The sequence below is a fragment of the Hydrogenovibrio sp. 3SP14C1 genome (genome assembly GCF_029625905.1).
In the GTDB taxonomy this organism is placed as follows: Bacteria; Pseudomonadota; Gammaproteobacteria; order Thiomicrospirales; family Thiomicrospiraceae; genus Hydrogenovibrio.
Genome location: NZ_JARTLM010000009.1, coordinates 1 through 24361 on the forward strand (window position 1 = coordinate 1; position 24361 = coordinate 24361).

31 protein-coding genes are annotated in these 24361 nt (G+C 43.0%); 25 read left to right on the forward strand and 6 right to left on the reverse strand.

The annotated features are described in order from the left end of the window. Nucleotides 1–228: DUF1353 domain-containing protein (locus P8629_RS08485; RefSeq protein WP_278165702.1), on the forward strand; the 228-nt coding region annotated here is incomplete at its 5' end. On the opposite strand, the gene P8629_RS08490 is transcribed toward P8629_RS08485, so the two are convergent. After that, on the reverse strand, nt 225–617 hold the full coding sequence (locus tag P8629_RS08490; protein WP_278165703.1) for a hypothetical protein: 393 nt from the start codon (nt 615–617) through the stop codon (nt 225–227). The genes P8629_RS08485 and P8629_RS08490 overlap by 4 nt on opposite strands. 113 nt (nt 618–730) lie before the next feature. Between P8629_RS08490 and P8629_RS08495 the strand changes: the two genes are divergently transcribed. The 9 genes from P8629_RS08495 to P8629_RS08530 are packed head-to-tail and all read left to right on the forward strand — an operon-like array spanning nt 731 to nt 6910. After that, the gene (locus tag P8629_RS08495; protein WP_278165704.1) at nt 731–1906 is read left to right on the forward strand and encodes a phage tail sheath subtilisin-like domain-containing protein; all 1176 of its coding nucleotides are present in this window, start codon (nt 731–733) and stop codon (nt 1904–1906) included. 25 nt (nt 1907–1931) lie between these two features. Beyond that, nucleotides 1932–2435, forward strand: a complete 504-nt coding sequence (locus tag P8629_RS08500; protein ID WP_278165705.1) for a phage major tail tube protein — start codon at nt 1932–1934, stop codon at nt 2433–2435. A 9-nt stretch (nt 2436–2444) separates the two neighbouring features. Continuing rightward, the gene (locus P8629_RS08505; protein ID WP_278165706.1) at nt 2445–2603 is read left to right on the forward strand and encodes a hypothetical protein; all 159 of its coding nucleotides are present in this window, start codon (nt 2445–2447) and stop codon (nt 2601–2603) included. Then, nucleotides 2600–2839, forward strand: a complete 240-nt coding sequence (locus tag P8629_RS08510) for a phage tail assembly protein (protein ID WP_278165707.1) — start codon at nt 2600–2602, stop codon at nt 2837–2839. Before P8629_RS08505 ends, P8629_RS08510 begins: the two co-directional genes overlap by 4 nt. 23 nt (nt 2840–2862) lie before the next feature. Next, nucleotides 2863–2955: a GpE family phage tail protein gene (locus P8629_RS12875; protein ID WP_157858845.1), complete on the forward strand. Its 93-nt coding sequence runs from the start codon at nt 2863–2865 to the stop codon at nt 2953–2955. 57 nt (nt 2956–3012) lie between these two features. After that, nucleotides 3013–5295, forward strand: a complete 2283-nt coding sequence (locus P8629_RS08515; RefSeq protein WP_278165708.1) for a phage tail tape measure protein — start codon at nt 3013–3015, stop codon at nt 5293–5295. After that, the gene (locus P8629_RS08520) at nt 5285–5713 is read left to right on the forward strand and encodes a phage tail protein (RefSeq protein ID WP_011370121.1); all 429 of its coding nucleotides are present in this window, start codon (nt 5285–5287) and stop codon (nt 5711–5713) included. Before P8629_RS08515 ends, P8629_RS08520 begins: the two co-directional genes overlap by 11 nt. Then, the gene (locus P8629_RS08525) at nt 5710–5922 is read left to right on the forward strand and encodes a tail protein X (RefSeq protein WP_278165709.1); all 213 of its coding nucleotides are present in this window, start codon (nt 5710–5712) and stop codon (nt 5920–5922) included. Before P8629_RS08520 ends, P8629_RS08525 begins: the two co-directional genes overlap by 4 nt. Next, complete coding sequence (locus P8629_RS08530; protein WP_278165710.1) at nt 5909–6910, forward strand: phage late control D family protein; 1002 nt, start codon at nt 5909–5911, stop codon at nt 6908–6910. Before P8629_RS08525 ends, P8629_RS08530 begins: the two co-directional genes overlap by 14 nt. Here P8629_RS08530 and P8629_RS08535 read toward each other — a convergent pair. The 3 genes from P8629_RS08535 to P8629_RS08545 are packed head-to-tail and all read right to left on the reverse strand — an operon-like array spanning nt 6907 to nt 7749. After that, complete coding sequence (locus tag P8629_RS08535; RefSeq protein WP_278165711.1) at nt 6907–7251, reverse strand: hypothetical protein; 345 nt, start codon at nt 7249–7251, stop codon at nt 6907–6909. The two genes, P8629_RS08530 and P8629_RS08535, sit on opposite strands and share 4 nt — an antisense overlap. A 20-nt stretch (nt 7252–7271) precedes the next feature. Beyond that, nucleotides 7272–7451 carry a hypothetical protein gene (locus P8629_RS08540; RefSeq protein WP_278165712.1) on the reverse strand — a complete coding sequence of 60 codons (180 nt, stop codon included), beginning with the start codon at nt 7449–7451 and terminating at the stop codon, nt 7272–7274. Between the two features lie 43 nt (nt 7452–7494). After that, the gene (locus P8629_RS08545) at nt 7495–7749 is read right to left on the reverse strand and encodes a hypothetical protein (protein ID WP_278165713.1); all 255 of its coding nucleotides are present in this window, start codon (nt 7747–7749) and stop codon (nt 7495–7497) included. Between the two features lie 234 nt (nt 7750–7983). On the opposite strand from P8629_RS08545, the gene P8629_RS08550 reads away from it, so the two are divergent. Further along, nucleotides 7984–8472, forward strand: coding sequence for a low molecular weight protein-tyrosine-phosphatase (locus tag P8629_RS08550; RefSeq protein WP_278165714.1), 489 nt, complete (start codon nt 7984–7986; stop codon nt 8470–8472). A gap of 95 nt (nt 8473–8567) precedes the next feature. Here P8629_RS08550 and P8629_RS08555 read toward each other — a convergent pair whose 3' ends face one another. Then, nucleotides 8568–10826 (reverse strand): Rne/Rng family ribonuclease, encoded by a 2259-nt coding sequence (locus P8629_RS08555; RefSeq protein ID WP_278165715.1) that lies wholly within the window; start codon nt 10824–10826, stop codon nt 8568–8570. 662 nt (nt 10827–11488) lie between these two features. On the opposite strand from P8629_RS08555, the gene rluC reads away from it, so the two are divergent. After that, a complete protein-coding gene (rluC, locus tag P8629_RS08560) occupies nt 11489–12427 on the forward strand; it encodes a 23S rRNA pseudouridine(955/2504/2580) synthase RluC (protein ID WP_278165716.1) in 939 nt (312 codons plus the stop codon). Then, nucleotides 12420–13106, forward strand: coding sequence for an HAD family hydrolase (locus P8629_RS08565; protein ID WP_278165717.1), 687 nt, complete (start codon nt 12420–12422; stop codon nt 13104–13106). Before rluC ends, P8629_RS08565 begins: the two co-directional genes overlap by 8 nt. A gap of 30 nt (nt 13107–13136) precedes the next feature. Here the strand turns inward: P8629_RS08565 and P8629_RS08570 are convergent, their stop codons facing one another. Beyond that, entirely contained in the window at nt 13137–13739 is a 603-nt protein-coding gene (locus P8629_RS08570; protein WP_278165718.1) for a Maf family protein, read from the reverse strand. A gap of 91 nt (nt 13740–13830) precedes the next feature. Here P8629_RS08570 and P8629_RS08575 point away from each other — a divergent pair, with 91 nt between their 5' ends. The 12 genes from P8629_RS08575 (at nt 13831) to tmk (ending at nt 24342) form a co-directional block, all read left to right on the forward strand. Further along, a complete protein-coding gene (locus tag P8629_RS08575) occupies nt 13831–14364 on the forward strand; it encodes a YceD family protein (protein WP_278165719.1) in 534 nt (177 codons plus the stop codon). A 27-nt stretch (nt 14365–14391) separates the two neighbouring features. Continuing rightward, nucleotides 14392–14565, forward strand: a complete 174-nt coding sequence (gene rpmF / locus P8629_RS08580) for a 50S ribosomal protein L32 (protein WP_278165720.1) — start codon at nt 14392–14394, stop codon at nt 14563–14565. A gap of 93 nt (nt 14566–14658) precedes the next feature. Next, on the forward strand, nt 14659–15699 hold the full coding sequence (plsX, locus tag P8629_RS08585) for a phosphate acyltransferase PlsX (RefSeq protein WP_278165721.1): 1041 nt from the start codon (nt 14659–14661) through the stop codon (nt 15697–15699). Between the two features lie 48 nt (nt 15700–15747). After that, on the forward strand, nt 15748–16725 hold the full coding sequence (locus P8629_RS08590) for a beta-ketoacyl-ACP synthase III (protein WP_278165722.1): 978 nt from the start codon (nt 15748–15750) through the stop codon (nt 16723–16725). 87 nt (nt 16726–16812) lie between these two features. Continuing rightward, entirely contained in the window at nt 16813–17736 is a 924-nt protein-coding gene (gene fabD / locus P8629_RS08595; protein WP_278165723.1) for an ACP S-malonyltransferase, read from the forward strand. Nucleotides 17737–17745: 9 nt separating this feature from the next. Beyond that, nucleotides 17746–18486, forward strand: coding sequence for a 3-oxoacyl-ACP reductase FabG (gene fabG, locus P8629_RS08600; RefSeq protein WP_278165724.1), 741 nt, complete (start codon nt 17746–17748; stop codon nt 18484–18486). Between the two features lie 171 nt (nt 18487–18657). Beyond that, on the forward strand, nt 18658–18894 hold the full coding sequence (gene acpP, locus P8629_RS08605; protein WP_011370136.1) for an acyl carrier protein: 237 nt from the start codon (nt 18658–18660) through the stop codon (nt 18892–18894). 224 nt (nt 18895–19118) lie between these two features. Then, a complete protein-coding gene (fabF, locus tag P8629_RS08610) occupies nt 19119–20357 on the forward strand; it encodes a beta-ketoacyl-ACP synthase II (RefSeq protein ID WP_278165725.1) in 1239 nt (412 codons plus the stop codon). A gap of 53 nt (nt 20358–20410) precedes the next feature. Next, the gene (locus P8629_RS08615) at nt 20411–21772 is read left to right on the forward strand and encodes an aminodeoxychorismate synthase component I (protein WP_278165726.1); all 1362 of its coding nucleotides are present in this window, start codon (nt 20411–20413) and stop codon (nt 21770–21772) included. After that, the gene (pabC, locus tag P8629_RS08620; protein WP_278165727.1) at nt 21765–22652 is read left to right on the forward strand and encodes an aminodeoxychorismate lyase; all 888 of its coding nucleotides are present in this window, start codon (nt 21765–21767) and stop codon (nt 22650–22652) included. Before P8629_RS08615 ends, pabC begins: the two co-directional genes overlap by 8 nt. Further along, nucleotides 22649–23656 carry an endolytic transglycosylase MltG gene (gene mltG / locus P8629_RS08625; protein WP_278165728.1) on the forward strand — a complete coding sequence of 336 codons (1008 nt, stop codon included), beginning with the start codon at nt 22649–22651 and terminating at the stop codon, nt 23654–23656. The genes pabC and mltG overlap by 4 nt, the downstream gene beginning before the upstream one ends. Before the next feature lie 26 nt (nt 23657–23682). Next, nucleotides 23683–24342: a dTMP kinase gene (gene tmk, locus P8629_RS08630; RefSeq protein WP_278165729.1), complete on the forward strand. Its 660-nt coding sequence runs from the start codon at nt 23683–23685 to the stop codon at nt 24340–24342. The last annotated feature ends 19 nt before the right edge of the window (nt 24343–24361 follow it).

Sequence of the window (24361 nt, forward strand, 5' to 3'; positions counted from 1 at the left end):
GCGACCGTTCCGCGCATCTTCTGGCCTATCTTCCCTCCAATCGGACGCTACCTAAAAGCCACTCTGGTTCACGACTATTATCTGCAACAAGGTATTGGCAGAAAAAAAGCAGACAAGTATTTCAAGGAATGTCTGATTTCATTGGGAATAAGTAAATGGCGCGTAAATGCCATGTTTTATACGGTGAGATTTTATGGGATTATTAAAGTCGGTTTTAAAGCAGTTTAATAGTCATCCATTCTATCATCCGGCTTCCATGCTGGTGGAATTTCAATTTCATCAAAAATAATTTTGGCTGAATTTAGATCGACCGTAAAATGAAAAGGTTCTTCAACAGGTACATCATCAGAGCTATTTTGATCTTTGCAGCCGGCATAGAAATCAGCGTTATAAATAAATGACATATAGCCAGTGTTGGTATCTTCATCAAATTCTAGATCATCAATTTCAGCATTATCTAAATCAGCAGTCATGCGTGCATCGCCCATATCGACATGATTATCACAATAGGGTTGAAATTTATTAAGACCATTTTTAATTGAATTTCTGACGCGCTCTTCTAGATCTTCTGGTTCTCCACACTCTAGTTCCATCTCTATATTCAGTTTATTAGGCATGTTTTTTCCTTTATTGAGTTGTATAGGTCAATCTTCCACAGGTAACGCTAGTCTAGCCTTTTTAAACTACAGTCTGAAAATATTTTTTTGCTGTAAACCTAAAGGATATAGCCATGGCCGAAACTTATGTGCATGGTGTGCGAGTCGTCGAATCAAGCGATGGCACACGACCAATTCAGACGGTGGCATCCGCTGTCATCGGTATTGTCGGTACAGCGCCAGATGCGCTTGATACTGATTTTCCATTAAATACACCGACAATTATTGCCGGATCACGTGTTAAAGCCGCCTTACTTGGCGCCACCGGAACCTTGCCACAAGCATTGGATGCCATTTTGGACCAGGGCGGTGCTGTTGTGGTTGTCATTCGTATTGAGGAGGGTATTGACCCTGCAGCTACTCAGGCAAATATCATCGGTAGCGTAGATGCAACAACTGGTGCTTATACCGGAATGCAAGCTTGGCTTGGTGCTCAGTCTGTTGTTGGGTTTGAGCCGCGTATTTTGATTGCCCCAGGTTTCTCAAACGTGCAGGCCGTGGCGACGGAGATGATTTCTATCGCAGACCGTATGCGAGCATTCGCTTACCTTGATGGACCGAATACCAATGATGCAGATGCACAGGCATACGTGCAGAACTTCGGTGCGAAACGTGCCATGGTAATTGACCCTTGGGTAACTGCTTTCGATACGATTTCTGCATCAAATGTGACTCGACCAGGCTCTGCAGTTGCAGCTGGTTTACGTGCGAAACTTGATTATGAAAAAGGATTCTGGTGGTCGCTGTCAAACCAGACTGTCAATGGCATTATCGGTACGACTCGCCCGGTTGATTTCAAGATGGGTGACCCGACATCTCGCGCCAACCTTTTGAACCAGAACAGTGTAACAACCATTATTCGTGATGGTGGCTGGCGTATGTGGGGTTCTCGTACGACTGATACAACGGACACCAAAAATCTATTTGAGCCGGTTGTACGAGTGGGTGACTTGATTGCTGACTCTATTCAGGAAGGTATGAAGTGGGCTGTTGATAGACCTATCAATGCCACTTTCTTGGATGATGTTGTCAAAAGCGTCAATAACTATATTCGCCACCTGGTAAAAGAAGGTGCGTTGATTGGTGGTGAATGCTGGGTTGATACCGAGTTGAGCACGGCAGACCAGCTTACACTTGGAAAGGTAGCATTCAAATATGACTACACGGCACCGGCACCAGCTGAACAGATTGGCATCACTTCTGTCCAGGTAAGTGACTACTACGATGCAATTTTGCCGAAAGCGGCTTAATACTCAGGCTTGAAGGAGATTTGAAATGAGTACAGATAGAGAACAGGCCTACGTTGGATTAAGTCTGACGGTGAATGGCTTTGGGTATGTCGGTTCACTGATTGAGTTTACTGAACCGGTCATTAAGGCGACAACCGATGATTACCGTGGTGGTCGTATTGCTCCAACTGAAATGACGACTGGTTATGAAAAAGTGACGTCTGATTTTACCTTGAGCCGTAATGATGTGAATATCGAAGCGGCACGTGCGATTATCGGCCGTGATGTGGTGATGACGGCTCGCGCATCCGTTGATGAGCGCGGCAAGAAGATTGCTGTTGAGTGGGCCATGTATGGCAGTATCAACAGCGAAGACGCTCAAACCATCAAGGCTGGCGATGTCGTGAACAAAAAATACTATGTTACGGTTGAGAAGTTTGTGAAGTCGATTGATGGCGTTCCAGCTGCAGCATTCGATATTTCTATCGGTGAATTGAAGTTCGGCACGACTGATATTTTAGCCGAAGTTAAAGCACAGCTTGGATTGTAAGGAGTCGTCATGAATCAGTATGAAGTTTTGAAAGGATGTTGGCTTGGTAAGAAAGGCGACATCATCGAATTGAACAGTCGCCAAGCAGCTAATCCGGTTGCTGGCGGTTTCATTAAAAAAGCAGCGGATAAAAAACCAGCTGCAAAAACTGATGGAGGTGACAAGTGAGCGAAACATTCAAACTATCACACCCGATTATGGATGGTGCTACCGAGTTGAAAGAACTCAAGTATCGTCGACCATTGGCTAATGACTTGATTGCGATGGATGAACATGAAGGTCACATGAATAGAACAAAGGTGATGATCTGTCAGCTAACAGATTTGCCACCTGATGTGATTGGCTCAATGGATGGTAAGGATTTCTTGGATTTTGGAGAGATTCTTCAAGGTTTTTTGGCGTAAAAGTGGAAACCATTCACCGCATCATGGCTGACCTGGCGAAAGCTTATCACTGGCAGCCAAGTGAGATGCGTCAAATGTCGATAGACGATTTGTTGAGTTTTCACGCTCTCATTTGATTTTACAATTCTCACTCTTGCAGTCAGCAGGGGTGATTTAAGGTTTGAGATTTAACAATGCAGAATCAAAATATCAGTATACCGATTCGCGGGATTGATGAATACTCAGGCCCGGCAGAGAAGATAGTTAAGCAATCCGACCGTCTTACCAAAGCACTGTCTCGTGGTATTACAGAGATGGATCGCCTTAAAAAGTCCTCAAAAAACATTTCCAATTTTCAGAAGCTGGAAAAACAGCTTGGCAAGACGGCAAGTGAGGTTGATGTCACCCGCAAGGGCTTGATTAATCTTGGACGTGAGATTAAGGCTCAAGAAAAGCCTAATAAAAAGCTTTTGAAAGAATATGAAGCACAGGAAAAAAAGCTTGCACGCTTGAATGATAAGCATCGTGATCAAAAGCAGCGTTTGACTGAAGTTCGGCAGTCGCTACGTGATGCTGGATATGAGGGGAGAAACTTTGCTCGCAGCCAGGACCTGATACAGCGAAAGCTTGCTGAAACCAATGATCGTATGAAAAAGATGGCGAAGTATTCATCTGAACTTAAACACGCGCAAAGTAAGTATGATAAGGCAATGCAACGCAGTGCTAATATGACGATTGTCGGCTATGGCGCAATGCGGGTTGGTGGTGCTGTTAGGAATATATTCACGTCACCGGTTCAGGAAATGAGAAATATCGAGAAGGCTCGTGGTGAGCTTTCATCTGTTGGAGTCAAGAACACGGGTGTTGTAGCTCAGAAAGGATTTGATATTTCCAGCAAGTACGCCAGTATTACTGCAGCGGATTTTGTGCGGGCTGCGTATGACATAAAGTCTGGTATCAGTAACTTGACCGACCGTGGTGTGGCTAATATGACGTCATCAGCGGCTTTGACTGCCAAGGCGACCAAATCGGATGTTTCGCAGATGACAAGCTTGTTTGCGACAGCATACGGTTCGTTCAAAAAAACATTATTCCGTGGTGAGACGGATAGTCGGTTTGGGGATATATTTTCGGCTCAGTTGGCTAAGTCCGTTCAGTCGTTCAAGACTGATGGTGGCAAAATGCAACAAAGCATCGAGGCTATGGGTTCTGGTTTGGCGGCATCTGGTATCAGCATGTCTCAGCAGTTGACTGGTTTAGGCATGCTGCAGCAGAAAATGACTGCAGGTGAATCAGGTACAACATTAAAGGCACTTGAAAGAAGTGCTGGTACGGCTCAGGATAAATTGCAGAAGATGGGGTACAACGTGAATACGTTGGATGCCAATGGCAATATGAAAAGCCTTCCGGATCTACTGGAATCAATGCAGAAGATATTTGGAAAAAATTATACAACGGAAACCGGTGCGAAGTTGTTGAAGGCCTTTGGTTCTGATGAAGCCGTGAAGTTTTTCAAGGCTTTATGGGGTCAACAGGATGCTTTCAGAGCTAATACTAAGGCATTGCAGGAAGCTGGACAACAGGGAATGAAGTTCACCAAATCCATGGCGAACCTTATTGATAACAACTGGGATTCTCGCTTAGCGATACTTTCCGGAAAATTTGAAAACCTGAAAGCCAAAATAGGTTATGCCCTTGTTCCGGTTATTGACCGACTAAGTAAGGGGCTTGGCTGGTTATTAGACAGAGGTTCAGAGTTTGTCGATAAATATCCTGACCTAACTTCTGTTGCAGTAACCGGTGTTACGGTCATTGGTGGTCTAGCAGCGGCAATGGGGTCAGCAATGATTGCTACTGCAATGTGGACGGCAACCATCGGCCGCGCATCATTAATGTTGAAAAAACAAGCATTGGAAAACCGTATTTCATCGCTTGGCATAGGTGGTGGTAAGCGTGGACGAGGCATGATTGGAAAGTTTGGCGGTATGGGTAAGGTTGGAACAGGTATTGCAATGGTAGGGGCTGGAGGGCTAATGGCTTATGATACTTTGTCTAACAGTCGTCTTTCCAGCTCTCAGAAAGCGCATGATGTAACGGCGATTGCCGGTGGCATGGGTGGTGCCCTTGCCGGGGCACAAGCTGGTGCAATACTGGGAACGGCTATATTACCTGGTATCGGAACGGCAATCGGTGGTTTGCTTGGCGGCATGGCTGGAGGATGGGCTGGTAATGGCCTTGGAGATACACTTGGAAAGTATGTTGCCAAGGCATTTGGTGATTCGCCAATCGAGCAGAAAGCACAAGCGCAGCTTGCGACAAAACAACAAACCAATAGTACTGGTGCGCCAGCAGTTGATCAACGTCAATATCATTTCACTGTTCACCAGCAACCTGGTGAAGATGCGGAAGCATTTGCACACCGGGTTGCTCAGATTCACCGTGATGAACACTTGAGGTCAGAATACGATGTCAGATAACCAGCATTTTTTAGCATTGGGTGACTATCGATTCACCTTGAATACATCTGATTTTGAGTCGTTGGAAAGAAGTTTAAGTATGGTTTGGAACCGGGTGGCATCACTCGGCGGCCGCCCGAACTATCAATATGGTGGTATTCAATCTGAAACGTTGATGATTAGCGGAGCAGTGTTCAACTATAAGCAGAATGTGAGCGCATCGAATTCGCCAATAAATCAGACTGGTATTGACCAGGTGGCGCAGATGCGAAAAGAAGCTTTGATTGGAAAGCCACTTCGCGTTGTGCTTGGAACTGGTGAAAATCTTGGGTTTTGGATTCCAAAAACTATTCGTGACGCACATCAGTACCTGGTTGGTGCAACGCCGATGAAGCAGGTTTATAACATAAGCCTTGAATACTATGGTGAACGCGCATGAGTGAGCCTATTTACATTACGGTTGATGGCGATATGCTGGATGATATCGCCTTTCGGGTTTATGGTGATGAATCGATGGTAACGGCGATCTTGGATGCTAATCCAGGTCTTGTTGATCAGCCTTTGATTTTACCTTATGGAATATCTATAAAGTTGCCTGCAGCACCAGAAAAGAAAACCAGTAATAGCATAACCAGTGTTTGGGGTTGAGATGGTTTCTGAATACACGCCTGACTATAAAATCATCAATAAAGATTCCGGAGCTGATATCACGGCAAAGCTTCGTGAATTTATCGTAAAAATTACCATCAAAGAAAGCAGTGCCAGTGCGAATGATACCTTGAGCATCAGTATCGACGCTGCAGGAATTGATATTTTTCCGCTATCTGGAACGAAAATCGAATGCCATCTTGGTTATAAGGAAACTGGATTAATTAATTTTGGCGTGTATAAGGTCGATACTAAGTCGGTAAGCGGTCCTCCTGAAATCATCACGGTGATTTGTGGTGCCAGTGACTTCAATGCAGCGTATAAATCTCAGAAATCTCGCCATTGGGATGACAAGACACTGGGCGGTATTTTGCGCATAGTGGCTGCATCGAATGGATTAGAATTGGTGATAGATGATGAACTTGCCGCTATTCAAATCAAGTACATGGTGCAGAAGCAAGAAAGCGATATGAACTTTGTCGCACGCCTGGCGACTGAATATGCTGCCAACGGCACGATTAAAGCTGGTCATATCTATTTTAAGAAAGGGAATGGTTTTTATAAAACGGTCAATAGATCAAAGCTTGGCTTGATCAATTATCACCTGCAGTGGATAGACAAACCAAAATATGACTATGTAGTTGCGACCTGGCAGGACATTAATTCAAGCACATCGAATGAAGAAATTTACGATGGAGAAGGATTTTCGCTGGAATATTCAGGAAGTGTGGCCAGAGTACAAGAGATATCACAAAGTCAGTATGAGGCAAGAAAGAATGCCAAAGCATTTTGGCATAAACTTGAAAAGATGAAATTGAGTGGGTCCATGATGATGAAAGGAGATCCGACCATTGTGAGTGGTCTTGGGTTCAAACTTTCAGAGTTTGGAGATACCTTTGATGGGCGTGTAGTCGAGGTGAAAAACACTACTCATACCTGGCAGCGTAATGGCTACACCACCAATGCTGTTCTTTCTACGGGTGATTAGCGTTTTATATTCTTTATTAGTGACATGACCGGTTTGCCGTTCAGAGTGCAAATCTTGTTTCCATGCTTGTCAAAGTCATCGCTCATGAATGACAAGCATCCTTTCGATAGGTCATAGGCATGTATTTTCCCAAGTCCACAAAACTCATTCCCATACTTGTCCGAGCCATTCTGATAAAACGCAGGACAATTCTGGATAGTACCTTCAATCGCAATCATATTGCCATTCATATCACGGCAGATATTATTGCCGTATTGATCGGTATCAATCGATTGAGAATGTCCACAGGCTATAGATCCAGTTGCTATAGTCAGTAATAGTGCTGCAATCAAATTTTTCATGTAGGTACTCCAATTTGGAACTAGGAATCGCTAGCCGCATCATTTAGAGATTTTCTGATCCAATCTGATAGTTTACCACCAGCAGAGGCTTTGACCCATTTGGCTTTCTCTGTTGGTGTTACTCGAATATTTATATGGCTAGTCGCCGGTTCATCGCCTTTGACTGCATTTTTATTGTTTTTAAGTTTATCAACTGCCATACTTGCTCCTATTATAAATAAAGCCCCTTTCGGGGCAATTTTATCAACGTTGAACGAACTTGATTGCTTGGGTGATATTGTCATGGAAAGTTTCTGGGAAATAATCAGTCATTGAGTCGCGTTCACTTTCCATTGATAGAGGGCACGTGGCAATGCATGTAACTTCTTCACTGCCACGTCCATTTCGGCTAAATGTAATTGCTTCGCCATTTAGAATAAAACGAAAGCGGTAGTCATCATGTGTTTCGTTTACAGCACCAGATTTTTCAAGTTTTTTGATTGCGTTTTGAATTTTCATTTTATTTATCCTCATTTGAGTTCCAAGTTCCGCTTGGTCGGAAGTCAATATTGTCTCGACTTGGGTTTATTATGGATTAAAATTACTTGATTGTCAACACAAACAAATAAATAATTTTCAATCATGTTTTAACCTGTAAAATCTTCCCCAAAACAATTTTTAAGTTATTGATATTATTTAATAAAAAAATGCGATTTTTTCGCATTAAATAAAGTTTAAATTTAGAGTAAGTGTATGAAAAATAAAGAAAAAGTAAGCGTTCTTTTTGTGTGCCTAGGCAATATTTGCCGTTCTCCAACGGCTCATGCAGTGTTTCGCGACATGGTCAAAAACAAAGGGTTGTCGGAGGAGATTTTAATTGATTCAGCTGGCACAGCGAGCTGGCATAAAGGTAAGCCGGCTGATAGCCGATCAATTCAAGTGGCTCAAAACAGAGGCATTGAAATGATAGATTTAAGATCTCGTCCAGTTGATATGGGGGATTTGATTGAGTTTGATTACATTTTAGCAATGGATGAAGCAAATTATTCAGACTTAATGGAGATGGCGTTGCCGGAGCATCATGACAAGATTAAAATGTTTTTAGAGTTTGCGCCGGAATATCCAGAAAAAGAAGTGCCTGATCCTTATTATGGTGGGCCACAAGGCTTTGATCATGTATTCAACCTTGTGACGGCAGCATCAAACGGGTTATTGGAAGATATTAGGCAAAGACATTTATAACCCTTAATTATGTGATTTTTAAGCATAAAAAAAGCCCCTAAAACAACCAGGCCTGGTCATTTTAGGGGCTTTTTTATGGGTTCGACGTTTCGGAGTTAAGCTTTATTTTCCGTAGAGTCGGTTGGGTTGTTGTTGCCAGAAGTATTGTCTTCCTTGCTTTCTTTAGCCGGTGTTTTTGGCTGTTCAGGCAAAGTGTGGATTGACATATTCTCTGCGCCTTCTGGTTTACGACGACGACTGTTGTAGCTTCGAGTGTTATAACGGCTACGTCGTCTTGGACGATCGCTGCCTTGCTCTTTTTTAGCCGGCTTGCCGCTGTCTGTGTTAGCCGAGTCGTCCGCTGTTGCCGCTTTTGAAGGTGCCTCTTCATTTTTATTAGCAGTGGTTTTGGCGGTTTTGTTCTCTTTCGCATCTGAAGGTTTTTCATTCTGCGTGTTACGAGGACGGCGACGACGTGGATTTTCACGTGGTTCAGCAGGTTTGTCGCTTGGCTTGTTGTCGTTGCGTTTATTCTCTTTCCGAGGCTCGTTTTTATCCGTACTCTTATCTGTATTGTCGTCGTTATCTGATGAAGAGCGACGACGATTATTGCGATTACGGTTGTTGCGATTACGGTTGTTATTGTTGCGGTTATTGCGACCTTTGCTACCACTCTTTTGTGGTTCTTCTTCCTTTTCAGGTTCTTCAGCAGCAAATAAAGTCTTCCATAAACGAACAAATAAACCAGGCTTTTCTTCCGTTTTTGGTGTTGGCGGTGGAGGGGAGCTCTGCTGCATGTTTTTAATAGCAGGCTCTTCCTTCACAATGGTCGGTAGTTCTTGTTTCTGTTGCGTTTCTTTATCAATGAACTCTTTGATTTTATAACTTGAATCTGTTGAGATTTCATCGCCACTTCGTGTTCTTTCCATCAAGTAGTCTGGCGTATCGAGATGTTCGTTTGGAACGATCAAGACATGCAGGTTATGACGGTCTTCGATATTAATGATTTGGTGACGCTTTTCATTTAATAAGAAGGTTGCGACATCAACTGGTAACTGGACGGTGACACGACGTGTATTTTCTTTCATCGCTTCTTCTTCAAGTAAACGAAGGATAGAAAGCGCAAGTGATTGTACGCCTCGGATGACGCCAACACCATTACAGCGAGGGCATACCATCTGCGTTGATTCCTCAATGGAAGGGCGTAAACGTTGACGAGACATTTCTAGTAGACCAAAACGTGAGATTTTGCCAATTTGAACGCGTGCACGATCAGATTTGACTGCCTCACGCATTTTGTTTTCCACATCACGCTGATGGCGGTTTGAGTGCATATCGATAAAGTCGATAACGACCAGGCCACCAATGTCTCTTAAACGAAGTTGGCGGGCAATTTCGCACGCTGCTTCTAAGTTAGTATGATAAGCCGTCTCTTCAATATCGCCACCTTTGGTTGAGCGACTTGAGTTGATGTCGATAGACGTTAATGCTTCGGTGATGTCAATAACGATTGCGCCACCTGATGGGAGTGTTACTTCACGGGTATAAGCCGTTTCAATTTGAGACTCTACCTGAAAGCGTGTAAACAAAGGTATCGTATCTTGGTACGGTTTGACTTTGTAAACTTGATGCGGCATGACATGCTGAACAAAATCACGTGCTTTATGGAAAGTTTCCATATCATCAATGATGATTTCACCAATGTCTTGGCGTAGGTAGTCACGAATCGCTAAAATTACAATATCGGATTCTTGGTGAATCAAGAAAGGCGCTGATTTTTCTTTTGAGGCTTTCTGGATGGCTTCCCAAAGTTGAACTAGGTAGTTAACGCCCCATTGTAATTCTTCTGTAGACTTTCCAACACCCGCGGTACGGATAATCAGCCCCATGCCTTCTGGCATGTTTAAGTCTTGTAGGGCATCTCTGGTTTCAGAACGATCTTCACCTTCAATACGGCGAGAGATACCACCCGCTTTAGGATTGTTTGGCATCATGACAACGTAAGGGCCGGCCAAAGTGATTTGAGTGGTTAAGGCCGCGCCTTTGTTTCCACGTTCTTCTTTTTGAACCTGGACAATCACTTCTTGACCTTCTTTTAAAATATCTTTAATAGAAAGTCTGCCGCTGTTTTTGTTGTCAGGATAGTATTCTTCAGCAATTTCTTTGAAAGGCAAAAAGCCGTGTCGTTCCGCACCATAGTCGACAAATGCCGCTTCTAAACTCGGTTCAATACGAGTAATGGTTCCTTTGTATATATTGGCTTTTTTCTTTTGGTGGTGTGGGGTTTCTACATCTAGGTCATAAAGTTTTTGACCGTCAACTAAGGCAATACGCACCTCTTCGGATTGCGTAGCATTAATCAGCATTCTTTTCATGCGATTCTCTTTATTTAGTATATAAGGAAGTTCGCTATGCAGTGAAAGGAGGGGATAAGACGAGATGTTGAGTGATTAAGGCATCTTTATACGGTTGATTTATTATTGTTGCGCAAGATGTAAACGCTATTTAAGTAGTCAGCGTTGTTATTTGAAATTTGCGTTGTTTTTGAAACCGTCATTTTTTTCGAGCTTTTATTTTAGTGCTATAAAAGCTCTTAGCCAATTAGAAGGGCATACTTGCAGTTCTAATTAATTTTGATTATTCACTCGTGTTTGTTTATTGGGTATCTCGTATGGTTAGGCAATCGTCTTATGAACATCGCTTTTTGGCGGTTGCGATCGCTAACTTCTATTCTCTTCTGTCTTCTGCTAACAGCGTGACTTCAGGGTTAAAATCTGTATTAAATACCTGTTTTTAAGGCGAGTAGCCTTTTGATTTAAATGAAAAACAGCTATTTATCATATTCTTTTTTGTCATTCCGCTGTAAATATATCATTCCTTTATACACCATGCAATTTAATTATCAGTTAATCGATCTTTAGTGATGATCGCTGAATCAAATTTAGATTAGAATCGGATACAATAGGCAGCTATTTTAAAATTTGTCGGACACCCTCGTAGAAGTGATGGGTGCCAATATAAAGGTGTGAAAAGTTATATGGGTGTTAGGTTTATAGAGGTAACTTCTGAAGATGCAGGTCAAAGAGTCGATAATTTTTTGATGCGTCACTACCGTAATGTGCCTAAGACTTTAATTTATCGAATTATTCGAAAAGGGGAAGTTCGCGTTAATAAAGGACGTGTTAAACAGAATGCCCGTTTGAATGATGGCGATACGGTTAGAGTTCCGCCCATTCGAGTCCCTGAAAAAGCCGAAGTGACAGTGCCGACGAATCAAATGCAACGAATCGAAGACAGTATCTTATATGAAGATAATGATTTGTTAGTCATTAATAAACCTTCTGGTATCGCAGTTCATGGTGGAAGTGGCATTCAATGGGGCTTGATTGAGATTGTTCGAGCGCTTCGGCCTTTGGCAAAGCGTCTTGAGCTGGTTCATCGAATTGACCGTGATACGTCAGGGTGTATTTTGCTGGCGAAGAAAGCATCAGTATTAAAAGCGTTGCATGAACAGATTCGTGAAAACAAAATGACCAAAGAATATTTAGCCTTGGTTGCGCATCATTGGCCGAAAGGATTGGAAAAAATCGATTTACCTTTGTTAAAAAATACATTGAAATCCGGTGAGAGGGTTGTGAAGGTTTCCAGCGATGGAAAAGAATCCGTCAGTTATTTTCGAGTGCTCGACCGTTATCAGGATTGCGATTTGGTGGCGGTGCGTTTGAAAACAGGTCGTACCCATCAGATTCGTGTGCACGCTTTGTCTCAAGGGTGTCCGTTGGTTGGAGATGATAAGTATGGCGAGAAAGAAACCAATAAGACTTTTCGGGCAAAAGGAATGAAGCGATTGGCGCTTCATGCGCAATATTTGGGGTTTGAGCACCCAGTCAAGGCAGAGTGGTTAAAGATTGAAGCGCCTTTGCATAATGACTTTGAACAGACAATAGCGAATCTAAAGAGAGAAAAAAATGAGTAAGCAATATCAGTGTGTTATTTTCGATTGGGATGGCACACTTATGGATTCAGAAGCTCGTATCGTGTCTTCGATACAAATTGCGGCAAAAAGAGCGAGCTATCCTGTGCTGCCGTATGATGTTTCAAAACAGATTATTGGGTTAAGCTTGGAAAAAGCCATTTTGACACTCTATCCAGAAGCGGATGATGCGGGAGTAAAGGCGATTTCAGAAGGGTATACCCAGTGCTTTCTGGAAGAGTCTAAGGTTCCAATGTTGCCCTTTGAGGGCGCTGAGCGAATGTTGAAGTCATTAAGGTCACAAGGCACCAAGCTGGCGATTGCAACAGGAAAGAGTCGCCGAGGATTGGATCAGGTGCTAGATGAGGTCGGGTTTGTCGAGTATTTTGACCTTACTCGTACACCGGTAGAATCGGAATCGAAACCCAGTCCTTTGATGTTGCAACAAATTTTAGAGGCGTTTTCATTGAAGCCCGAACAAGCGGTTATGATTGGCGACACCGAGTTTGATATGCAGATGGCAGCGTCGATTCAGATGGATCGGGTGGCGTTAAGCCATGGTGTACATGAATTGGAACGTTTACAGACTTTTGATCCGGTAGCTTGTTTTGATGATTTACACGCGATGCATGTGTGGTTGGCGAATAATGTCGTGCCGCATCAAAGTGCTAAAGTAAGTTAGAAAATAAACCTTTGAAGAGGCACTTTTCTTTTACAAAAAAGGTAGTTGAATGTCACACTGCTTTAAAAAACTGGTGAGGTCAATTAACGGTAACCCGATAAGTGCATTAGGATCTTTGCCTTCGATTTGGCTAAAGAGTGTGATGCCGAGTCCTTCCGACTTAAAGCTTCCGGCACACTGATAAGGTTCTTCAAGCGTTAAATAATTGTGGATGTCTGTCGCCGTGAGCGATCTAAAAGAAACTTGGGTGATGTCGAGCGTTTGGTAGGTTTTCTGGGTTCTACCATCAAAAACGACCAGGCCTGTGTTAAAGTGAATTGTTTCCCCGCTAAACTGCTTTAATTGTTGCGTTGCGTTTTGGTAGTTGTGAGGTTTGCCAACGGCTTTCCCTTGGTAAGTTGCGCTTTGATCGGATGCAATAATGATCGCGTTAGGGTGCTTTTCTGCGATGGCTTGTGCTTTAGCATGAGACAAGCGGTTAACCATGTCGATGACAGATTCATTCGGCAAAGGAGTCTCGTCTATTTCCGGACTTTCCGTTGTAAAAGGGAGTCTGAGCTTTTTTAAAAGCGCTTTTCTGAAAGGAGAAGTGGATGCCAAAATGATTTTTGGCAATTTTGCCGTTGAGTTCATGCTAGGCCTTTGTTTTTTTTAAAGTTTGATGGGAAAAGAAGCTAGATAATAATATCATTTATTTTTGACTTTAAACTGTAATAAGAGTATTATGCGCGCCATGTTTGATAAGCTTCCAGATTTGATTGATCCTGTTTACTCTGCGCAACATAATAAACAATTTGTTGCTAGAGTCAATCAGGCGCGATTTCCGCGTCTAAAAGAACAGTTGTTTTCTGCCGAAAATGATGTGGAAGTAACGGTACAATTTTATTATCACAAACAGTTTAGAATGCATGCTTTTGATATGCAGTTGGAAACGGTTTTTGAATTAGAGTGCCAGCGTTCATTACAGCCTTTTGATTATCCGATCACCTCATCTGTAACCGGGGTGTTTGTTGAGTCAGCAGCTTTGGCAGAAGAATTGCCTTCTGAAATTGAAGTTTATGAGATTTCAGAAGAAAAGATTTCGTTGATTGAATTGATTGAAGATGAATTGCTTCTGAATATTCCTTTAGCCGCCATTAACGACCAGTCTGAGATGGCGTATGACAATCAACTGGAAGATGAAGAGATTTCTCTGGAAGTCGATGAATTAGAAAAGAAAGAAAATCCTTTTGCAGTGTTGCAGGGATTAAAAAAATAACCCGAATTAAATTCAGGAGAGTATAAAATGGCTGTTCAAAAAAGTCGAAAAACCCCTTCAAGACGTGGAATGCGTCGTTCTCATGATGCATTGTCTGAAACAGCAATTACTGTTGATGAGACAACAGGTGAGCTTCACCGTCGTCACCATGTAACTGCTGATGGTTACTATAAAGGTAAAAAAGTCATTCAAGACAAATAATCTTTTTATGAGGGTTTAGTTGGTTACGCTGGCTAAGCCCTTCATTTCTTTTGTGTTTCTTCACGTCTATTATTTACTTTTTAGGATCTGACCTTGAGTATTAAAATTGCTATCGATGCGATGGGTGGCGACCATGGTATTAAGGTAACAGTACCTGCTTCATTGGAAGCGCTGTCCAAATTTTCTGATATTTCTATTGTGCTAGTGGGGAACCAATCCCTGATTGAAGCTGAGCTCGCAAATCATAAGTATGACCAAAGCCGTTTATCAGTTGAACATGCTGATCAAGTCGTAGAAATGGATGATTTGCCGTCGAAAGCACTTCGCAACAAACGTAAGTCTTCTATGAGAATCGCGTTGAATCTTGTGAAAGAAGATGTTGCACAAGCGTGTGTCAGTGCGGGTAATACAGGGGCCTTAATGGCCGTATCTAAGTTTGTTCTGAAGACGCTGCCTGGTATTGATCGCCCAGCGATCTGTACTCAAATGCCGACCATGAAAGGACATGTGCATGTCCTAGATTTGGGGGCAAATGTTGGAGCGGACGGGAAAAGTTTGGCTCAATTCGCTGTAATGGGATCCGCTCTGGCACAAGCAGTCGACAATAACGCACGTCCAAGAGTTGGTTTGCTTAATATCGGTGAAGAGGAGATTAAAGGTCATCAACGCATTAAAGATGCGAATGAAATTCTTAAATCTTCTGATGCTATTAATTATATCGGTTATGTCGAAGGAGATGAAATCTACAAGGGAGATGTGGATATTGTTTCTTGCGATGGTTTTGATGGCAATATCGCCTTAAAATCGAGCGAAGGTGTGGCTAAAATGATTGCTTTTTACCTTCGTGAAGCCTTTAAAAAGAACCTTTTGACCAAATTGGCAGGCCTGGTGGTTTATCCAGTGTTGAAAGCTTTTAAAGAAAAAGTTGATCCAAGGCGTTATAATGGTGCCTCGTTTCTAGGGCTACGTAAAATTGTCATTAAGAGCCACGGTGGCGCAGACGCATTTTCTTTTTACCATGCGATTGCAGAAGCACGTTTGGAAGTTAATAAGAATGTTCCAGAGTTGATTGCGACACAAGTGAAGTCTATTCTGGATACCCAGCGATCTGATGACACGCACCCTAGTGAATAAGTAAAAAAAGACAGTTAAAAATAACAAGGCGCAGCTAAAGCAGGTCTCATGAATCAAAGAATTTACAGTCGAATTATTGGAACCGGTGGTTATCTTCCAGAGAAGGTAATGACAAATATTGATTTGGAAAAAATAGTCGATACCAGTGACGAGTGGATTCGAGATAGAACAGGGATTGAAGAACGTCGAATTGCAGCAGAACAAGAAACAACGTGTGATCTAGCGGAAAAAGCTTCCTTGCAGGCATTAGAAATGGCGGGGTTAGAAGGTAAGGATATGGACTTAATTCTTGTCGCGACCACGACGCCTGATAAGATCTTTCCTAGTACGGCTACGTTGTTACAGCACCGTTTAGGTAATCGAGGCGCGCCGGCATTTGATTTACAAGCAGTCTGTACCGGGTTTGTTTATGCTTTAAGCGTTGCTGACCAGTATATTAAAAATGGTATGTATAAAAGAGTTTTGGTTGTCGGCGCAGAAACCTTGTCTCGTATCACGAACTGGAATGATCGAAATACTTGCGTGTTATTCGGTGATGGTGCCGGTGCAGTTGTCCTAGAAGCATCGGCTGAAGCGGGAATTTTATCCACGCATATCCATGCGGACGGACAATATGAAGAATTGTTACACGTTCCATCTGGTCCTTCGAAGCTTCCAAAAACAGATGATGTCGCTGAGAAAACGATGTCAATGAAAGGGAATGAAGTCTTTAAAGTGGCTGTGAATACGTTAAGTAAGATTGCAATGGAAACCCTTGCTGAAAACCAGATGCAAAAAGAAGATTTAGACTGGTTAGTGCCACATCAAGCAAATTTAAGAATTATTAAAGCTACTGCTAAGAAGTTAAAGTTAGGTGATGATCAAACCGTTATAACGGTTAATAAGCACGCCAATACGTCAAGTGCTTCTATACCGCTTGCGTTAAATGAAGCGGTTAGAGACGGTCGTATACAGAAAGGCCAGACATTATTGTTGGAAGCCTTTGGTGGTGGTTTTACATGGGGATCAGCATTGGTTAAATTCTAACCAGATGCTCTCTAGTAGAACACTAAGTGCTCAACAGCAGTCGCTCATTTATCGATTAAAGTAACTCATTCGGAAGGACTCAATTTTATGTCATACGCTTTTGTATTTCCTGGTCAAGGATCTCAATCACTTGGTATGATGGCGGATATGGCTGCCAATCATCCTGTTGTTAAAACCACTTTTGATGAAGCATCTGCTGCATTAGGTTATGACTTATGGGATATTGTTCAAAATGGCCCTGAAGAAAAATTAAATCAAACTGACATCACTCAGCCAGCCATGCTGACTTCTGGTATTGCAACGTGGCGAGCTTTAGCGGAACAAAAACAACTTTCGCCTGCTTTTTTAGCAGGTCATTCTTTAGGTGAATATTCTGCCTTAGTTGCCGCAGGCGTTATGACGTTAGCGCAAGGTGTCGAATTGGTGGCAGAAAGAGGTCGTCTTATGCAGTCGGCTGTGCCAGCCGGAGAAGGGGCGATGGCAGCGGTTCTTGGTCTAGAAGATCAGCAAATTGTTGATATCTGTGCAGCACAAAGTGGTGTGGTGGAAGCGGTTAACTTTAACTCTCCTGGGCAAGTTGTGATTGCCGGAGAGAAAAAAGCCGTTGATGCGGCTTTGCCGGCGTTTGAAGCTGCGGGGGCTAAGCGAGTCGTGCCATTGGCAGTCAGTGTGCCTTCGCATTGTTCTTTAATGAAGCCTGCAGCGGAAGCTCTAGCGAAAAAATTAGAAAGCTTAAGCTTGAGTGCACCAACAACCCCGGTTTTGCATAATGCGAGTGTTGAGAGTTATCAAGATGAGGCTTCCATTAAGCAGGCTTTGGTCGAGCAGCTTTATCGTCCAGTACAGTGGGTTAAAACCATTGAAAAAATGAAAGACAATGGCGTGGACTCGCTGTATGAGCTAGGGCCAGGCAAAGTTTTAATGGGATTGAACCGTCGTATCGATCGTAAAATGGGGATGCAAGCTGTTTATGATTCGGCTACACTTACGTCATCTCTTGAAACACTTTAAGGAAAGGTTATGTTATCTGGAAAAATTGCATTTGTAACTGGCGCAAGCCGCGGTATTGGGAAAGCGATTGCTTTAGACCTAGCAGCGAATGGCGCGACGGTTATCGGGACAGCAACCTCTGAAAAAGGTGCACAAGCGATTTCAGATTATCTGGGTGCTGCAGGTGCACAAGGTACAGGGAAATGTTTAAATGTAACGGATGCAGAGATGATTGTATCTGTCATGTCAGAGATTACTAAAGAATACGGAACGCCGACTATTCTAGTGAATAATGCCGGGATTACTCGCGATAACTTATTGATGCGAATGAAAGATGATGAGTGGGATGATATTATCGATACCAATCTTAGCTCGGTTTATCGTATGTCAAAAGCTTGTTTGCGCGGAATGATGAAAGCAAAACAAGGTGCCATTATTAATATCGCATCTGTTGTTGGTGTGATGGGGAATGCAGGTCAAACCAACTATGCAGCAGCTAAAGCGGGCATTATGGGGTTCACCAAGTCTCTAGCGCGAGAAATCGGTGCGAAAAATGTCACAGTGAACACAGTTGCGCCTGGATTTATCGATACGGATATGACACGCGCATTGCCTGAAGAACAGCGTGAAGCACTGACACAACAAATTCCATTAAAGCGTTTGGGTGAGCCAGAAGATATTGCTAAGACGGTCACTTTTTTAGCATCAGATGGCGGAAGCTATATTACAGGTCAGACATTAAATGTTAATGGTGGTATGTACATGATTTAAAAGTCTTTTAACGCTTTCTTTAAAAGAAAGGGTTAAGGGGGTTAGCTTGAATTCGTGACTGACGTCAAATTAGTTTTCAAAATAGCTTGAAAAAAAATAGAGATGCGGCGAAAATGAGCAAAATTTTTTAAAGATAAATTTTTACTTAATAAATAAACCGGAGAATATTCCATGAGTAGTATTGAAGAACGCGTCAAAAAAATTGTTGTTGAACAACTAGGTGTAGAAGAAGATCAAGTAACAGCAGATGCATCTTTCATCGATGATTTAGGTGCGGATTCACTAGACACAGTTGAATTGGTAATGGCACTAGAAGAAGAATTTGATTGCGAAATTCCTGATGAAGAAGCAGAAAAGATTTCTACTTTAGCGCAAGCAACTTCTTATGTAGAAGCGAACTTAGATTAATTTCTTTGCGCAATTGAAAAAAAGCCGTTTTTACGGCTTTTTTTGTTTCTGATGTGTCAAAATATCATGAAGAGCTTGGTGCAATCAACTATTAATGCTCGGCACCTTTTATCCTGGTTGGGGTAAAGAATCATGTTGCAGACGCAACAAGGGGTAACTGAAGGAATAATACCAATAGCGGTGTCCTCCAGTGACTTTAGAGTAATGTTTAAGAAGGAATGAATATGAAAATGCGTCGTGTTGTCATGACGGGTGTCGGGTGTGTGACGCCTTTGGGAAATACTGTACAAGAAACCTGGTCTGGATTGTTAAAAGGACAAAGCGGAATCGATTTCTTAACGGCTTTTGATACTGAAAACTTTGCGGTTAAGTTTGGTGGCGAAATTAAAGGGTTTGATATTACCGAATATATCACCGCTAAAGAAGCTAAGAAAATGGATCCATTTATTCATTATGGATTGGCGGCAGGAACACAAGCATTGAAAGACTCGGGTCTCGAAGTGACTGATGAAAACGCTTGCCAAATCGGTGTTTCAATGGGGTCTGGTATTGGTGGTATTGGCTCAATTGAGAAGCAGCATGGGATTATGGAAAAATCCGGTCCTCGCCGTGTTTCTCCTTTTTTCGTTCCAAGTTCAATTATCAACATGGTCTCTGGTAATCTGTCGATTATGCATGGTTTGAAAGGGCCTAATATGGCCATTGGAACAGCTTGCGCAACGGGAACACACAGTATTGGTGATGCGTACCGTATGATTCAGTTCGGCGATGCCGATGTGATGATTGCCGGAGGGTCTGAGCATGCCACGACGCCGCTTGGGGTTGCTGGCTTTGCGGCCGCGAAAGCCTTGTCGACTCGAAATGATGACCCAAAAGCGGCCAGCCGCCCTTGGGATAAAGACCGTGATGGGTTTGTCTTAAGTGATGGTGCTGGCGCGGTTGTGCTGGAAGAGTATGAGCACGCCAAAGCCCGTGGTGCAAACATCTATTGCGAAATCATTGGTTTTGGAATGAGTGGGGATGCATACCATATGACGAAACCTGCAGAAGGTGGAGAAGGGGGGGCACGTTGTGTGACCAATGCGCTGAATAATGCCGGCATTAACCCCGAGCAGGTTGATTATATTAATGCGCATGGCACCTCAACCCCAGCTGGAGATGTTTGTGAAGCCAGTGCAATTAAGTCGGTTTTTGGTGACCATGCTCACCGTTTAGCCGTCAGTTCCACTAAATCGATGACAGGGCATTCTTTAGGCGCTGCTGGTGCTATGGAAGCGGTTTTTACTGCGTTAGCCATCAAAGAGCAGGTGCTGCCACCAACGATTAACTTAGAAACCCCCGCTGAGGGGTGCGATCTTGACTTTGTTCCTGGCGAAGCACGTCAGTCCAAAGTTGAATTCGCAGTGTCAAACTCACTGGGCTTTGGTGGAACGAACGCATCGCTGGTCTTTGGAAAAGTTTGATGCTTGCTGAGTGTTCATGATTGAGCCTATGCTAGGGTCAGAGAATCATTAATATGGCCAATACCTCATCACAGTTGTTTCAAGTCCGATCAGAGACTTGTTCAACTGTTGATTTCCTACAGCTTCATCAGCTGCTTCCTGAACGTTATCCTTTTTTACTTGAAAGTGTCGCTCATGGTGCCTTAGGGCGTTATGATATTTTGTTCGCCTTTCCGCAAGACAAAAAAGTTCTCTCTTCTGCGCAGGCTGCAGCCGAATTTTTGGCCAACTTTAACCATTCTTTCGAGTCCTTAAAATGCGAACAGTTGGATAGCGACTTACCTTTTACCGGTGGATGGTTTGGTTATTTTAGCTATGATTATGCTCAAGTGGTGGAGCCTTCTTTATCGCTTCCCGTTTCCCAGCTTCCTTTAGCCATACTGGTACGTGTGCCAGCAGCCATTATTTATGATCATCAAACAGAGCAGATCCATTTTATTACAGAAATGGATTATTCACATTTGTTAGATGACATGCAGCATGATTTCCAACGGGCGAAAGACACCCCTGTTCAGCATCAGAAAATCAGCATTCAGCAGCATTCAGAAGAACCTGAAAAAAAATATCTAGACGGCATAAAAGCGATTAAAGAGTATATTCTTGCAGGAGATATTTTTCAGGTGAATTTATCGCGAGAATGGCAGCTACAATTAGAAAACGATGATTATGTATCGTTATATCAGTCGCTAAGAGAAAATAACCCAGCACCCTTTGCGGCTTGTGTGAATTGGGGAGATTGGCAGATTTTAAGTTCCTCTCCTGAGCGATTGGTGCGTTACCAAGCCCCTTGGGTGGAAACACGGCCAATTGCTGGAACACGTAAACGAAGCAAAGACGATGCAGCTGATAAAGCGTTGATTGAAGAATTGATTTCTCATCCCAAAGAAATTGCCGAGCACATCATGCTGATTGATTTAGAAAGAAATGACCTGGGGCGAATTTGCCAACCAGGATCGGTTGAAGTCAATGAGTTAATGGTCGTGGAAACCTATGAGCACGTACATCATATTGTGTCGAATGTCAGGGGCCATTTAAAAGATAAGATGTCGCCGCTTGAAATCATTCATGCGACCTTTCCTGGCGGCACCATTACTGGGTGTCCTAAAATTCGGTGCATGGAAATAATTGCAGAACTAGAGAAGATGCCTCGTCAGGCGTATACTGGTTCACTCGGTTATATTAATCGAGATGGTTCTTTAGATTTTAATATTCTGATTCGAACTATTTTGAAGGAACATAACCAAGTTTCTTTCAGAGCGGGAGCAGGCATTGTCGCGGACTCCATTCCTGAGCGAGAATTAGAAGAATCTCGTCATAAAGCCAAAGGAATGTTAAATGCCTTAACACGTTCCAAAAAGGAGAGTGATGATGAGTGATATCGTACATACCTGGTTAGATGGTGATCCTCTGTCAACGGATAAGTTGGACCGAGGCTTACTTTATGGCGACGGGTTTTTTACCACCATCTTGCTGGTGGACGGACAGCTGGCAAACTGGAATCAACATTGGGCACGTCTGAAGGACAGTGCTGAGCGTTTAAAGTTTCCAGCTTTAAATCAAGCCAATCTGATGAATGATTTAATCAGTATCATCAAATCGCGCCCAGCAGAACCTTTTGAAATATTAAAGATTTTGATTACCCGTGGTAAAGGTGGAATAGGCTATCAGCCGGCAGAAAAAAGTGTGCCGAGCATTTATATTCAACGCTTACCTTTTCCGCAAGATGCGTCTAGGAAGTCCCTTAAAATTGACCAGGCCTGGCCATTTTTTGAATTGAAAATGACGTTATCAGAGACGGTTTGCAGTCAGCAACCACAATTAGCAGGCCTAAAACATTTGAATCGTCTGGAAAATGTATTGGCACGTCAGGCGCTTATGAATACCGGGTTTGACGAAGCTGTCATGCTCACTCAAAATGGGGAGATTATTTCTGCCACCCAGTCGAACTTGGTGTTGATTGAAGGAAATCAGTTGATCTCGCCTTTATTGGATCAAAGCGGGGTGCAAGGAACCTGTTTATCTTCCTTGCCACAGGCTTTAGCCGAAGAGGGTTGGACGATTGAATCCCGCCATTTATCCTTAGCTGATTTGGCAACAGCAGAAGAAATCTTTTGCTGTAATTCGGTTCGCGGTGTCATGCCGGTTAAACAATTTCAGCATAAAGACTTTGAAACTGAAAAAGGAACGAAAATTGCCCAGGCCTGGTTAAAATGGCAAGCGGCACACTTAACGGATGTAAAAGAACTAAAACCATGATTCAGAAGACCAAAACTTTTTTATTAACCCTTTTTATCAGTTTGTTTGTGATTTGGCTGTCCGTTGAAGCATGGGCGTTTAAGCAATTTCTCACACAGCCGATCTCATCCTTGCAAGAATCGAAAGTGGTGTCGATTCCGAAAGGCACATCGGCTAAAAAAGTGGCTTACCTTTTGTATCAAAACCAATTGATTCGTCATCCAGAATGGTTGGTTTGGGTGCTGAAGTGGGAAGGCAAAGCTGAGCAAGTCAAAGCAGGTGAAATTGAGATTCAACCACAGTGGACGTTAGAGGAGCTGATTGATGCGCTGATTCAAGGAAAAGTGGTGACGTATCCGGTGACCTTTATTGCAGGTGAGACCATCAAGCAAAACCTGATATCTCTGTCAGCATCGCCGAAAATGAACTTCGTTCTCTCACCTTTTGATCTATCAAGCGTCCAAGCTAAATTAGGGTTAAAACAACCTTTGGAAGGACAGTTTTTGCCTGAGACTTATTTCTATGCCGCTAATGAAACCGACTTATCTATTTTAAAGCGTTCTCATAATGCCTTAAAATCGGTATTGACCCAGGCCTGGGAGAATCGAGCAGACAACTTGCCGATTAAAACCCCTTATGAAGCACTGATTTTAGCCTCCATAGTAGAAAAGGAAACCGGTTATGCGCCAGAGCGACCGATGATCGCCGGCGTTTTTGTGAATCGTTTGAGAAAAGGGATGCGACTTCAGTCGGATCCCACCGTGATTTATGGTATTGGCGACAGTTACGATGGTAATATTCGTAAAAAAGACCTTTTGACCAAAACAGCCTATAACACGTATCGTATTAATGGTTTGCCACCGACACCGATTGCGCTTGCCAGTGCGGATGCTATTCAGGCGGTGCTAAATCCGGCAAAAACCAACGCCTTATATTTTGTGTCGAAAGGCAATGGACAGCATATTTTTTCCAATACGTTGAAAGAACACAATAAAGCGGTTCGCCACTATATTCTAAATCAATAATGACTACTTATTAATCGGGCTCATGCATGTCAAATACTCAATCAAACTCGTCTTATTCCGGTAAGTTTTTAACATTAGAAGGGACCGAAGGGGGGGGGAAGTCAACCAACCTTGTCTTTATTCAAGAATGGCTTGTCAGTCACAATATTGAGGTGGTGGTCACTCGTGAACCTGGCGGCACCGCGATTAGTGAAGCAGTTCGTGAGATTTTGTTGGATAAGCAATATGGTGAAATGACCCCTGAAACCGAACTGTTGCTGATGTTTGCCGCGCGTAATCAGCATTTGCAGGAAAAGATTTTGCCAGCGTTGGCGGCTGGAAAATGGGTGGTGTCTGATCGTTTCACTGATGCTTCTTATGCTTATCAAGGCGGAGCGAGAGGGATTGCTTATGAACGGATTGCTGAGATTGAAAACTGGGTGCAGCAAGGCTGTTATCCTGACATGACCTTTGTATTTGATTTACCGATTGAAGAAGGTATGAAGCGAGTCGCGGCGCGCTCACAGTTATCGGGTCAAGCGATTGACCGCTTTGAACAAGAGAAAACCGACTTCTTTGAAAAAGTTCGAGCGGCTTATTTATATCGTGCTGAACAGGCGCCACAGCGTTATTGTGTTTTGGATGCTGCTCGCCCGTTAAATGAAGTACAAGAAAAGTTAGCGAGTCAGTTAAACGCTTTGCTATGATTTACGTGAAGTCACTAAG

Excerpts from the sequence above, each read along its gene's own strand:
- P8629_RS08575 (WP_278165719.1), top strand. The coding sequence starts at position 13,831 with ATGCGCGCCATGTTTGATAAGCTTCCAGATTTGATTGATCCTGTTTAC.
- P8629_RS08550 (WP_278165714.1), top strand. The coding sequence starts at position 7,984 with ATGAAAAATAAAGAAAAAGTAAGCGTTCTTTTTGTGTGCCTAGGCAAT.
- P8629_RS08505 (WP_278165706.1), top strand. The coding sequence starts at position 2,445 with ATGAATCAGTATGAAGTTTTGAAAGGATGTTGGCTTGGTAAGAAAGGC.
- tmk (WP_278165729.1), top strand. The coding sequence starts at position 23,683 with ATGTCAAATACTCAATCAAACTCGTCTTATTCCGGTAAGTTTTTAACA.
- P8629_RS12875 (WP_157858845.1), top strand. The coding sequence starts at position 2,863 with ATGGCTGACCTGGCGAAAGCTTATCACTGGCAGCCAAGTGAGATGCGT.
- fabD (WP_278165723.1), top strand. The coding sequence starts at position 16,813 with ATGTCATACGCTTTTGTATTTCCTGGTCAAGGATCTCAATCACTTGGT.
- P8629_RS08570 (WP_278165718.1), bottom strand. The coding sequence starts at position 13,739 with ATGAACTCAACGGCAAAATTGCCAAAAATCATTTTGGCATCCACTTCT.
- fabG (WP_278165724.1), top strand. The coding sequence starts at position 17,746 with ATGTTATCTGGAAAAATTGCATTTGTAACTGGCGCAAGCCGCGGTATT.
- rluC (WP_278165716.1), top strand. The coding sequence starts at position 11,489 with ATGGGTGTTAGGTTTATAGAGGTAACTTCTGAAGATGCAGGTCAAAGA.
- fabF (WP_278165725.1), top strand. The coding sequence starts at position 19,119 with ATGAAAATGCGTCGTGTTGTCATGACGGGTGTCGGGTGTGTGACGCCT.
- pabC (WP_278165727.1), top strand. The coding sequence starts at position 21,765 with ATGAGTGATATCGTACATACCTGGTTAGATGGTGATCCTCTGTCAACG.
- P8629_RS08495 (WP_278165704.1), top strand. The coding sequence starts at position 731 with ATGGCCGAAACTTATGTGCATGGTGTGCGAGTCGTCGAATCAAGCGAT.
- P8629_RS08520 (WP_011370121.1), top strand. The coding sequence starts at position 5,285 with ATGTCAGATAACCAGCATTTTTTAGCATTGGGTGACTATCGATTCACC.
- acpP (WP_011370136.1), top strand. The coding sequence starts at position 18,658 with ATGAGTAGTATTGAAGAACGCGTCAAAAAAATTGTTGTTGAACAACTA.
- P8629_RS08515 (WP_278165708.1), top strand. The coding sequence starts at position 3,013 with ATGCAGAATCAAAATATCAGTATACCGATTCGCGGGATTGATGAATAC.
- P8629_RS08565 (WP_278165717.1), top strand. The coding sequence starts at position 12,420 with ATGAGTAAGCAATATCAGTGTGTTATTTTCGATTGGGATGGCACACTT.
- P8629_RS08500 (WP_278165705.1), top strand. The coding sequence starts at position 1,932 with ATGAGTACAGATAGAGAACAGGCCTACGTTGGATTAAGTCTGACGGTG.
- P8629_RS08590 (WP_278165722.1), top strand. The coding sequence starts at position 15,748 with ATGAATCAAAGAATTTACAGTCGAATTATTGGAACCGGTGGTTATCTT.
- rpmF (WP_278165720.1), top strand. The coding sequence starts at position 14,392 with ATGGCTGTTCAAAAAAGTCGAAAAACCCCTTCAAGACGTGGAATGCGT.
- mltG (WP_278165728.1), top strand. The coding sequence starts at position 22,649 with ATGATTCAGAAGACCAAAACTTTTTTATTAACCCTTTTTATCAGTTTG.
- P8629_RS08490 (WP_278165703.1), bottom strand. The coding sequence starts at position 617 with ATGCCTAATAAACTGAATATAGAGATGGAACTAGAGTGTGGAGAACCA.
- P8629_RS08615 (WP_278165726.1), top strand. The coding sequence starts at position 20,411 with ATGGCCAATACCTCATCACAGTTGTTTCAAGTCCGATCAGAGACTTGT.
- P8629_RS08555 (WP_278165715.1), bottom strand. The coding sequence starts at position 10,826 with ATGAAAAGAATGCTGATTAATGCTACGCAATCCGAAGAGGTGCGTATT.
- P8629_RS08540 (WP_278165712.1), bottom strand. The coding sequence starts at position 7,451 with ATGGCAGTTGATAAACTTAAAAACAATAAAAATGCAGTCAAAGGCGAT.
- P8629_RS08535 (WP_278165711.1), bottom strand. The coding sequence starts at position 7,251 with ATGAAAAATTTGATTGCAGCACTATTACTGACTATAGCAACTGGATCT.
- P8629_RS08545 (WP_278165713.1), bottom strand. The coding sequence starts at position 7,749 with ATGAAAATTCAAAACGCAATCAAAAAACTTGAAAAATCTGGTGCTGTA.
- P8629_RS08525 (WP_278165709.1), top strand. The coding sequence starts at position 5,710 with ATGAGTGAGCCTATTTACATTACGGTTGATGGCGATATGCTGGATGAT.